Source organism: Actinomadura sp., assembly GCF_044508335.1.
Lineage (GTDB): Bacteria > Actinomycetota > Actinomycetes > Streptosporangiales > Streptosporangiaceae > Spirillospora.
In genome coordinates this window covers 42,972-53,237 of the sequence record NZ_JBIQHY010000006.1, presented here as the reverse complement: position 1 = coordinate 53,237, position 10,266 = coordinate 42,972, and the positions used below count along the sequence as shown (strand labels likewise).

Here is a 10,266-nt window from a genome sequence, read left to right as displayed (position 1 = left end):
ACCGCCCCGGCTCCGGGGGCCGCCGAGGTGCGCGCCCTGATCCGCGCCCAGCTGCGGACCGCCCTCGGCACCTGCGCGATCGTCGCGGCCGTCCTGGCGGGCCTGCCGCTGCTGGCGCTCGTCCCCGCGGTCGCGCGGGCGCGGGTGCACGGCGTGCCGCTGTGCTGGCTCGTCCTCGTCGGCGGCGTCCAGCCGTTCTGGATCGCGATCGCGTTCCGGCAGCTGAGACGGGCCGAGCGCGCCGAGCGGGCGATGGGCCGCGGGTGACGGTGCCGGCCGTGGGGGCGCTCACCGCCCTCGCCGCGCTGCTCTGCCTGACCGCGGCCCTCGGCGCCTGCGGCCGCCGCGCGGCCTGCACCGCGTCCGACCTCCTCGTCGCCTCGCGCGGCGTCACCCCGTGGTGGAACGCGTCCGCGATCAGCGGCGAGTACATCTCCGCCGCGTCGTTCCTCGGCACCGCCGGGCTCGTCCTCGCCTACGGCGCCGACATGCTGTGGCTCCCGATCGCCGCGGCCGCCGGGCACGTCCTGCTGCTGGCGTTCGTCACCGCGCCGCTGCGCCGCTCCGGCGCCTACACGGTCTCCGACTTCGCCGAGTGGCGGCTCGGCTCCCGCGCCGTCCGCCGCATCGTCACCGCCTGCGTCTGCTTCATCGGCTGGTTCTACCTGCTGCCCCAGTTCGAGGGCGCCGGCGTGACGCTGCGCGTGCTGACCGGCGCGCCCGTCTGGGCGGGCTGGGCCGTGGTCGTCGCCGTCACGCCGGCGCTGGTGCTGTCCGGGGGGATGCGCAGCATCACCATGGTCCAGGCCGTCCAGTTCTGGGTGAAGCTGGCCGCCGTGGCGGTGCCCGCGGCGGCCCTGCTCGGCCTGTGGCACATGTCCGGCGGCCCCGGCCCGCTCGGCGACGGCGTCCCCCGGTTCGACCGCACCACCCGGGTGCACATGCGCACCGACGCAGCCGTCACCGTGCCCGCCGACGTCACGGTCACCGCGCGCGGCCGCGTGGACGGCGCCCGCCGCGACGGCGGCCCGCTGGCGCTGGCCGCGGGCCGGCACACCATCGGGCGCGGCACCGACGTGGTCTTCCCCGCCGGCGCCGCGGTGCCGCACGCCGAACGGCTGCCCGCCCAGGACGCCGGCACCTGGGCGATGCCGTTCGCCCGCGGCGAGGAGCACGGGCTGTACCGCACCTACTCGGCGATGCTGGGCGTCATGCTGGGCACCATGGGGCTGCCCCACATCCTGATGCGCTTCTACACCAGCGCGTCGGGGAGCGCCGCCCGCCGCACGGCCGCGCTGGTGCCGGTCCTGCTCGCCCTCTTCTACGTGTTCCCCGCGCTCTACGGGACGCTCGGACGCCTGTACGCGCCGGAACTCCTCATGACCGGCGACACCGACGCGATCGTCCTGCTGCTGCCCGGCCGGATGCTGCCCGGCGCGCCGGGGTCGCTGCTCACCGGCCTCGTCACCGCCGGCGCGTTCGCCGCGTTCATCTCGACGTCCTGCGGCCTCGCCGTCGCCGTCGGCGGGACGCTCGCGCAGTGCGCGCGCCGCACCGACCCGGCGGCGTTCCGCGCCGGCGTGGCGGTCGCGCTGGCCGCGCCGCTCGCCCTGCTGCCCGGCACCGGCGCGCACGGCGCCGCCGGCCTCGTCACCGTGGCCCTCGGCGTGTCGGCGTGTTCGCTGTGCCCGCTGCTCGTCCTCGGCATCTGGTGGCGCGGGCTGACCCCCGCCGGAGCCGCCGCCGGGCTCCTCGCCGGCGGCGGGCTCGCCGTGGCCGCCGGCGCCGCTCGCCTCTGCCGCGCCGCCCCCGCCGGCTGGCCGGCGGCCCTCCTCGCGGAGCCCGCCCTCCTGATCGCGCCGGGCGCGTTCGCCGCCATGGTCGCGGTGTCCCTGCTGACCCGCCGCCGCGTCCCCCGGCACACCGACCGCGCGCTGCGCCGGCTGCACTGCCCTCCCGACCCGGGGACCGGCCGCCGCGCCGGTCCGCGACCGCTCGTCCCGCCGGACCGACCGTTCATCGCATGACTACGCTACGCACATCTCTGATTACACACCGCTTATCGACGGCCGTGTTTTCCTGGTGCCGCCCGGCCGGGCCGCGCGTCTAGTGTTCTCAGTGGCACCACGCCACAAAGGCAAATCCCGGAGATCCGGCGCAGGCCGGATCGGAGTCGCCGGATCCCGTACCGGGGGGGTGGGATCCGGTGGCCTGTGGCTCGGGCGTCGCTGAACAGTCGGGGGGTTGTCCAGCGGCGCCCGAGTCTTATGCGCCCTCTAGCGTTTCCCGCTGTGGTTCACCCGTCGCGCAAGCGCTTCAAGGTCTCGATGTCCTTGGCGTGGGGTTCGGGGGCCCTTCCCGGGGTCTCGATCAGGAAGGGCAGGCCCTGCGCCGCCGGATGGGCGAAGAGGTCGGCGAAGGGCTGCTCGCCGATGTGGCCGGCGCCGATGTTCTCGTGGCGGTCCCTGCCGGAGCCGCAGGGGTCCTTGGAGTCGTTGGCGTGGATCAGTTTCAGGCGGCCCTCGCCCACGGTCGCCACCAGGGCGTCGAGGGTGGCCTTCGCGCCGCCGGGGGCGGCCAGGTCGTGGCCGGCGGCGAAGGCGTGGCAGGTGTCGAAGCAGACGCCCAGCTTCGGATGGTGCTCCAGCTTCTCGAAGAACGGGCCCAGGTCCTGGACCTTGGCGCAGAGCATGTTGTTCTGCCCGGCCATGGGCTCCAGGAGGAGGTCGGGGCCGTCGTCGGGGATCTCCTCCAGCAGGGGGAGGACGTTCTCGTGGATCTGCGCCATGGCCTGGTCGTAGGTCTGGGTCACGGCCGAGCCGGTGTGCACGACGACGCCGCGGGCGCCGATGGCCCGGCCCCGCGTCAGGGAGTGGCGGACGGTCGCGATCGACTTGGCGAGGGTCGCCGGGGTGGGGGAGCCGAAGTTGACCAGGTACGGCGCGTGCACGTAGACGGGGACGCCGTGCTCGCGGAGCTCGGCGTCCTCGGCGGGCCTGCCCTCGGGGAGCGCCCAGCCGCGCGGGTTCGCGACGAACACCTGGATCGCCTCGGCGCCGATCTCGGCGGCGTACTTCAGGCCGCCGGTGGCGAGGCCGCCGGCCACGGGGACGTGCGCCCCGACGGGGCTGGACTGTGCGGTCATGGCGGCTTCAGCCTAGCCGGTCACGGCCCCCGCACGATGGTGACGGTGGACCCGCGCGGAGCCTCGCCGCCGGACGGCGACTGGAACCGGACGATGTCGCCGCCGAAGCCCGTCACGTTGACCTTGAACCCGGATTCGCGCAGCGCCTTGCGGGCGTCCCGCACGGTGCGGCCGGTCACGTCGGGGACGGGGATGTTCTCGGTGCCGCCGCCGTCGTCGCAGCCGAACTGGACCGGGCCCGCGTCGATGATGCAGTCGCGCTTGTTGACCACGATCGTGACGTCGTCGCCGCGGGAGACGCCCGTCCCCTCGGAGGGGGCCTGGTCGATGACGGTGTTCGGCTCCTTGCCGTCCACCTTCTTCTTCTCGACGGTGACGTTCAGGCCCATGGAGCGGAGCCGGTTGGCGGCGTCGTCGCCGTTCTCGCCGATGAGGCGGGGCATCGACATGCCGGTCGAGACGACGATGTCGACGGGCTCGTCCGGGGACTGCTTCTCGCCGGCCTCCGGGTCGGTGCTGATGACCCGGTCCTTGGCCACGGTCTGGGACGGGCTGGTGCTCGTCCGGCCCACCTTGAAGCCCTTGTCCTCCAGGGCGCTCTTGGCGTCGGCGAGGGACTTGCCCTCGACGTCGGGGACCTCGCGGGGCGTGATGCCCTTGGACGGCGTGAGCGTGACGGTCTGCCCCTTGGCGACGCGGGCGCCGGCCGGCGGGTCGGACTTGGCGACGCCGCCCTTGTGGACGCGGTCGTCGTAGACCGCCTTGGCCGTCCGCACGTCCAGGCCCTTGGACTCCAGCTGGTCGCGGGCGTCGGCGACCTTCATGCCGATGATCGACGACGGGACGTGCTCGTACTGGCCGGACGTCTGGTACCAGACGGCCCAGCCGAGGAGGAGCGCGGCGACCGCGCCGATGGCGACCAGGACGTAGCGGCCGGTCAGCGCGCCGATCGCGCGGTCGGTGCGGCTGCGCCCCGGGACATACCCTCCGGCGGGGTCGTCGACGGGCATCGTGCGCGGATCGAGGACGGCGGTGTGCCCCGGCGCGGGGGTCTCCAGCACGCTGGTGGCGCCGCGGGTGGACTCCTCCATCCGCCGGTCGAAGTCGCGGGGGAGGCCGCCGAACACCTCGGCGACCTCGGCGTGGTACTGGTTCGCGTCCTGCGGGCGGCGCGCCGGGTCGTGGCTGGTCGCGTCCGTGACCAGGTCGTCGACCCGCCGCGGGATGCCGGGGACGACCGTGGACGGCGGCGGCACCGTCTCGTTCACGTGCTTGTACGCGACGGCGAGCGGCGTGCCGGCCTGGTGGGGGAGCCGCCCGGTCAGCAGCTCGAACAGCATGATCCCGGCGGCGTACACGTCGGAGCGGACGTCGGCGCTGCCGGACAGCACCTGCTCGGGCGCGAGGTAGCCGACCGTCCCGATGATCATGCCGGTCTTGGTCATCTTGCTCGCGGTCTCGGCCCGGGCGAGCCCGAAGTCGGCGACCTTGACCTGGCCGTCCTCGGTGATCAGCACGTTCTCGGGCTTGACGTCGCGGTGCACGAGGCCGGCGCGGTGCGCGGCGCCGAGCGCGGCCAGCACCGGCTGCATGATCTCCAGCGCGGCGCGCGGGCCGAACCGGCCGAGCGAGGTCAGCGCGTCGCGGAGCGTGCGGCCCGCGACGTACTCCATCACGAGGAAGACGTGCTCGCCGTCGGTGCGCTGGTCGTAGACCGCGACGACGTTCGGGTGCGACAGCGCCGCCGCGGCCTTCGCCTCGCCGATGAAGCGGGCGACGAAGTCCTCGTCGGCGGCGAGCCCGCCGTGCATCACCTTGATCGCGACGGTGCGGTCGAGGCGGAGGTCGCGCGCGACGTACACCGTGGCCATCCCGCCGCGCGCGATGCGGGACTCAATGCGGTAGCGCCCGTCGAGCACCCGCCCGACGAGTGGATCAGCGACCGTCGTGTCCATCGGTGCGAGTTTACGGGCGAAACGCGGGGGACTTCATCACTCGCGAGTATGAGCATCGATGAGCCCGGGGGCCGGCTCCTCCGGGACGCCCGGTCCGGAAGCGGCAGGCGGGACGCGGCGGCCGCCGCCGCGGGACACGGCCACGCCGGCCAGGCAGAGCAGGCCGCCGCCGAGCGTGATCAGGCCCGGGACCTCGCCGAGGAGCAGCCACGACATGGCGACGACGAGGGCGGGCACGGCGTAGGTCGTGGCGCCCATCTTCCCGGCGGACGTGCGGGCCAGCGCGTAGCCCCAGGTGGTGAACGCGATCGCGGTCGGGAAGACGCCCAGGTACACCATGTTGAGCGTGGCGCCGACCGGGGCGCCGGCGGCCTGGGAGATCAGCCGCCCGGAGAAGGGCAGGCAGGCCAGCGCGCCGATCGCGCAGGCGAACGTGGTGAACTGCAGCGCGGACGCGTGCCGCAGCGCGGGCTTCTGGCTGACGACGCCCGCCGCGTACGTCACGGCGGCGACCAGGCAGAGCAGCACCCCGCCGACGGACGCGCGGCCCTCCCCGGACATCGACAGCCCGACGACCGCGGCGCCGGCGAACGAGACGGCCAGGCCGGTCAGCAGCCGGGCCGAGACGCCCTCCTTCAGCAGCCAGCCGCCGAGGAGCGCGATCAGGATGGGCCCGATGTTGACGACGAGGGCGGCGGTGCCCGCGTCCACGAGCTGCTCGCCCCAGTTCAGCGCCACCATGTAGGCGCCGAACCACAGGACGCCGGCGGCGATGATGCCCGGCCAGGCGGCCTTCGGCGGGAGCCCCTCGCGCCGGACGAGCCACAGCGCGCCCAGGACGACCGTGCCGGACAGGAGGCGGCCGAGGGCGAGCGCGCCGGGCCCGTACTCGGCGCCCGCACTGCGGATCGAGACGAAGGCGGACGCCCACAGCACCACCGTGACGGTGGCGGCGGCGACCGCGCGCCTGTCGACGCGACCCGGGTTCTCCTGCTGCATGTCACGCACCTTAGGTATGGGTCGTTTCCATGAACACCGAAGGAACGTGCCGGGTTGCGCGGCATGCCCGGGTGAACCCGCCCCAGTCTCGTCACACTGAGGTTTCAGGTCCAGCGAATATTTCTAGAGTCAACCATTTAGCGTTGCTACGACGTGGCGAGGCCCTCGAACGGGGAGGACGCCTGCGCGTAGCGGCGCTTCGGGATCCGCCCGGCCAGTCGGGCGAGCCGTCCGCCCTCCACCGCGTGCCGCATCGCCGCGGCCATCCGCGCCGGGTGCTGCGCGCGGGTGACGGCGGTCGCGAGCAGGACGGCGTCGCAGCCCAGCTCCATGGCGAGCGCCGCGTCGGACGCGGTGCCGAGCCCGGCGTCCAGGATCACCGGGACGCCCGCCCGCTCGACGATCAGCTCGATGTTGTGCGGGTTGCGGATGCCGAGCCCCGACCCGATCGGCGAGCCGAGCGGCATCACGGCGGCGCACCCGATCTGCTCCAGGCGGTGCGCCAGCACCGGGTCGTCGTTGGTGTAGGGCAGCACGACGAAGCCGTCGTCGACGAGCTGCTCGGCGGCCTCCACCAGCTCGATCGGGTCGGGCAGCAGCGTGCGCTCGTCCGCGATCACCTCCAGCTTGACCCAGTCGGTGCCGAGCGCCTCCCGGGCCAGCTTCGCGGTGAGCACGGCCTCGCCGGCGGTGAAGCAGCCCGCCGTGTTCGGCAGCACCCTGATGCCGCACTCGGCGAGGACGTCCAGCACCGACCCGCGCGCGGCCGGGTCCACCCGCCGCATCGCGACCGTGGTCAGCTCCGTGCCGGACGCCGTCAGCGCCTCCCGCAGCACCCGCATGCTGGGCGCACCGCCCGTTCCCATGATCAGCCGCGAACCCAGCTCCTCCCCGGCGATCACCAGCGGGTCGGACATCTCACCCTCCTTGCACGGCGGTCAGCACTTCCAGGCGGTCGTCGTCGCGCAGCGCCGTCGTCTCCCACGCCGAACGGCGGACGACCTCGCCGTTCAGCGCGGCGGCCACACCGGTCCGGGCCGCGGTGACGGACGCGACCGCGTCGGCCACGCTCGCGTCCTCCGGCAGTTCGCGCGGCTCGCCGTTGACGGTCACCTTCATGCGCCCACCTCGGAGAACCGGTCGGGGGCGAACGGCGCGGCGATCTCGGGGACGGGGCCGTCCAGCAGCATCGCGGACAGGATGTCGGCGCTCACCGGGGCCAGCAGGATGCCGTTGCGGAAGTGCCCGGTGCCGGCGAGCAGGCCGGGCAGCGCCGTCGGCCCCATCACCGGCGCGTTGTCCGGGGAGCCGGGGCGCAGCCCGGCGGTGACCTCGGCGAACTCCAGCTCGGTGATGCCGGGCAGCAGCTCGCGGGCGTCCCGCAGCAGCTCCCACAGCCCGCCCGCGGTGACCCGCGTGTCGAAGCCCATCTCCTCCTGGGTCGCGCCGAGGACGACCTCGCCGTCCGCGCGCGGCACCAGGTAGACCGACGAGCCCTTCACCAGCCCCCGCGTGGTCCGCTTGAGGAACGGCACGCGGGTGCGGAGCCGGATCACCTGGCCCTTCACCGGGCGGACGGGCGGGACGGTCCCGGGCGGCAGCCCTTCGAGGTCGCCCGACCACGACCCGGCCGCGAGCAGGACCCGGTCGGCGCGGAGCACGGTCCCGTCGTCCAGCGCGACCCCGGCCGCCGCGCCGCCCTCGACGACGATCCGCACGGCCCGCCGGCGGACCAGCCGGACGCCGAGCCGCTCCACCGCCGCGAGCAGCGCCGCGGTGAGCCGGCGCGGGTCGATCGAGCCGTCCTCGGGGGCGAGCAGCCCGCCGCGCACGCCGGGCGCGAGCATCGGCTCCGCCCGCCGGCACTCCCGGCCGGTCAGCGCCTGCGCGGGGATGCCGAGGCTCTCCTGGAAGCGGCGCAGGTCGTCCAGGTACTTCAGGTCGTCGGCGTCGAACGCGACCTGGAGCAGCCCGTCGGTGCGGTGGCCGGTGTCCAGGCCGGTCAGCTCCTCCAGCTCCGCGACGAACCCGGCGTACCGGTCGCGGGACGCGAGACCGAGCCGCAGCAGCGGCTCCTCGCCGTAGGTCAGCTCGCTGACGGGGGTGAGCATGCCCGCCGCCACCGAGGAGGCGCCGCTCGCGGGCGCCGGGTCGACCAGCGTGACGGTGCGGTCCTTCGCCGGGGCGCCGCCCCCGGCGGTGCGCCAGGCGGTGGCGAGGCCGATGACCCCGGCTCCCACGATCACGACCTGCATTCGCGCTCCCTTCGCCGGCATGATCCGGATCAGGTCCGGCGGTCGGCGGCCCGTTCCAGCCGCCCTCTCAGCCCGGTCGCACCGGACTCCCGCGCTCTGTACTGGTTTATCCGGTTCCCACCTTACGACCTTGGTGCGGCCGTCCAACATCTGGACAGGTGTCCACCCGGAATTCGCGGCGCATTAGGCTGGCCAATCATGGAGAAGGTCATCGTCGTGGGCGGTGGGCTGGCCGGCGTGCGCGCCGTGGAGGCCCTGCGGAGCAAGGGGTACGAGGGCGCGCTGACGCTCGTGTCGGCGGAGCGGCACCGGCCCTACGACCGGCCGCCGCTGTCCAAGGCCGTCCTCGCGGGCGAGTCCGACGACACGACCGTCGACGCCGACTGGGACGCGCTGCGCTGCGAGCTGCTGCTCGGCGAGCGCGCCACCGCCCTGCGCCTGGACGGGCCGGGGCGCGGCGGCGTGCTCGCGTCCACGGCGGGCGACCTGCGGTTCGACGGGCTGGTCATCGCGACCGGCGCGGCCCCGGTCACGCTGCCGGGCGAGGGCCGCCAGCGCGTCCTGCGGACCATCGACGACGCCCGCGACCTGCGCTCCCGGCTGACCGCGGGCGCCCGCATCGTGATCGTCGGCGCGGGCTGGATCGGCGCCGAGGTCGCGACCACCGCCGCGAAGCGGGGCTGCCGCGTCACCGTCGTGGAGGCGGCCGACACCCCGCTCGCCAACGCGATCGGGCCCGAGGTGGGCGCGCTGACCGCCCCCTGGTACGCCGAGGCGGGCGTCGAGCTGCGCACCGGCGTCAAGGTCGCGGCCGTCGACGGCGGCGGCCTCGTGCTCGCCGGCGGAGGCCGGATCGACGCCGACGAGGTCGTGGCCGGCATCGGGGTCCGCCCGGAGGTGTCCTGGCTGGAGGGCTCGGGCCTGCTGGTGGAGCGCGGCGTGGTCACCGACGCCTCGTTCCGCGTCTACCACGGCGGGGAGGAGCCGGGCTCCCTCCGCCCGGACGTGGTGGCGGTCGGCGACTGCGCGGCCTGGTGGTCGCGGCGGTACGGGCGGCGGCTCCTCGTCGAGCACTGGGACACCGCGCTCAACGCCCCCGAGACCGCCGCCGCGGCCCTTCTCGGCGAGGACGCGTCGTACGACGCCGCCCCGTACTTCTGGTCCGAGCAGTTCGGGCGGATGGTGCAGTACGCGGGCAGCCACGCGGCGTCCGAGCGGCTGGTCCACCGCGGCGACCCGTCCGGCCGGAAGTGGGCCGCGGTGTGGCTGACCGGCGACCGCCTCGACGCGATCCTCACCGTCGGCAGGCCCCGTGACCTGGTGCAGGCGAGGCGGGTGATCGCCGCCGGGACGCCCGTTGACCCCGAGGCGATCGCCGACCCGGACGTCCCCGTCCGCCAGGCCGTCCGCTGACCGCGATCGCGGCGGGAAGCCGACGGCTGTCCAGGGGGTTTGAGATTTCCGGCGGCGTGGTAGCAAGGGGGCGTGACGCAGATGCACGCAACCGTTGACAGCGCACTCGACCCCCGGACCGACGCCCTCGCCGGCGAATGGCTCACCCTCCGCGAGACCGCGGAGCGGCTCGGGATCAAGCCCAACCGGATCAAGCAGCTCGTCCACGAGCACCGGATCCTCGCGGTGCGCCGGAACGGGGAGCCGATGGTGCCCGCGGCCTTCATCAAGGACGGCCAGGTCATCAAGGGCCTCCCCGGCACGCTCACCCTCCTGTCGGACGCCGGGTTCGACGACGTGGAGACCATCCGCTGGCTGTTCACCGCCGACGACACCCTTCCGGGGACGCCCGTCGAGGCGCTCACCGAGAACCGGGGGACCGAGGTCCGGCGCAGGGCGCAGGCGCTCGCGTTCTGACCCGGCGGCCCGGCCGGGACGACGCACGTCTGAGACAAGGCAC

Annotated in this window: 10 protein-coding genes and 1 riboswitch; of the genes, 4 read left to right on the top strand and 6 right to left on the bottom strand. The window is 74.7% G+C overall.

Translation table 11 applies throughout. From position 1 onward, the window contains the following. Positions 1–267, top strand: a 267-nt coding sequence (locus tag ACIWVC_RS04110; RefSeq protein WP_396453813.1) for a hypothetical protein, incomplete at its 5' end; no start/stop codon positions are given. Continuing rightward, positions 264–2,027 carry a cation acetate symporter gene (locus tag ACIWVC_RS04105; RefSeq protein WP_396453812.1) on the top strand — a complete coding sequence of 588 codons (1,764 nt, stop codon included), beginning with the start codon at positions 264–266 and terminating at the stop codon, positions 2,025–2,027. The genes ACIWVC_RS04110 and ACIWVC_RS04105, both read left to right, overlap by 4 nt. Before the next feature lie 269 nt (positions 2,028–2,296). Here ACIWVC_RS04105 and ACIWVC_RS04100 read toward each other — a convergent pair whose 3' ends face one another. The 6 genes from ACIWVC_RS04100 to thiO form a co-directional block, all read right to left on the bottom strand. Next, positions 2,297–3,145, bottom strand: coding sequence for a deoxyribonuclease IV (locus tag ACIWVC_RS04100; RefSeq protein ID WP_396447994.1), 849 nt, complete (start codon positions 3,143–3,145; stop codon positions 2,297–2,299). A 20-nt stretch (positions 3,146–3,165) separates the two neighbouring features. After that, positions 3,166–5,100 carry a Stk1 family PASTA domain-containing Ser/Thr kinase gene (gene pknB / locus ACIWVC_RS04095; protein ID WP_396453811.1) on the bottom strand — a complete coding sequence of 645 codons (1,935 nt, stop codon included), beginning with the start codon at positions 5,098–5,100 and terminating at the stop codon, positions 3,166–3,168. Positions 5,101–5,136: 36 nt separating this feature from the next. Beyond that, positions 5,137–6,099 carry a DMT family transporter gene (locus ACIWVC_RS04090; RefSeq protein ID WP_396453810.1) on the bottom strand — a complete coding sequence of 321 codons (963 nt, stop codon included), beginning with the start codon at positions 6,097–6,099 and terminating at the stop codon, positions 5,137–5,139. 146 nt (positions 6,100–6,245) lie between these two features. Next, on the bottom strand, positions 6,246–7,016 hold the full coding sequence (locus tag ACIWVC_RS04085; RefSeq protein ID WP_396447997.1) for a thiazole synthase: 771 nt from the start codon (positions 7,014–7,016) through the stop codon (positions 6,246–6,248). Between the two features lies 1 nt (position 7,017). Continuing rightward, a complete protein-coding gene (gene thiS, locus ACIWVC_RS04080) occupies positions 7,018–7,218 on the bottom strand; it encodes a sulfur carrier protein ThiS (RefSeq protein ID WP_396447998.1) in 201 nt (66 codons plus the stop codon). Beyond that, positions 7,215–8,354, bottom strand: a complete 1,140-nt coding sequence (thiO, locus tag ACIWVC_RS04075; protein ID WP_396448000.1) for a glycine oxidase ThiO — start codon at positions 8,352–8,354, stop codon at positions 7,215–7,217. The genes thiS and thiO overlap by 4 nt, the downstream gene beginning before the upstream one ends. Continuing rightward, positions 8,344–8,457: riboswitch (TPP riboswitch) on the bottom strand. It overlaps the preceding gene by 11 nt. Positions 8,458–8,552: 95 nt before the next feature. On the opposite strand from thiO, the gene ACIWVC_RS04070 reads away from it, so the two are divergent. Both ACIWVC_RS04070 and ACIWVC_RS04065 read left to right on the top strand, forming a co-directional pair. Further along, positions 8,553–9,767 carry an NAD(P)/FAD-dependent oxidoreductase gene (locus tag ACIWVC_RS04070; RefSeq protein WP_396453809.1) on the top strand — a complete coding sequence of 405 codons (1,215 nt, stop codon included), beginning with the start codon at positions 8,553–8,555 and terminating at the stop codon, positions 9,765–9,767. An 81-nt stretch (positions 9,768–9,848) separates the two neighbouring features. Further along, entirely contained in the window at positions 9,849–10,223 is a 375-nt protein-coding gene (locus tag ACIWVC_RS04065) for an Rv2175c family DNA-binding protein (RefSeq protein WP_396448002.1), read from the top strand. The last annotated feature ends 43 nt before the right edge of the window (positions 10,224–10,266 follow it).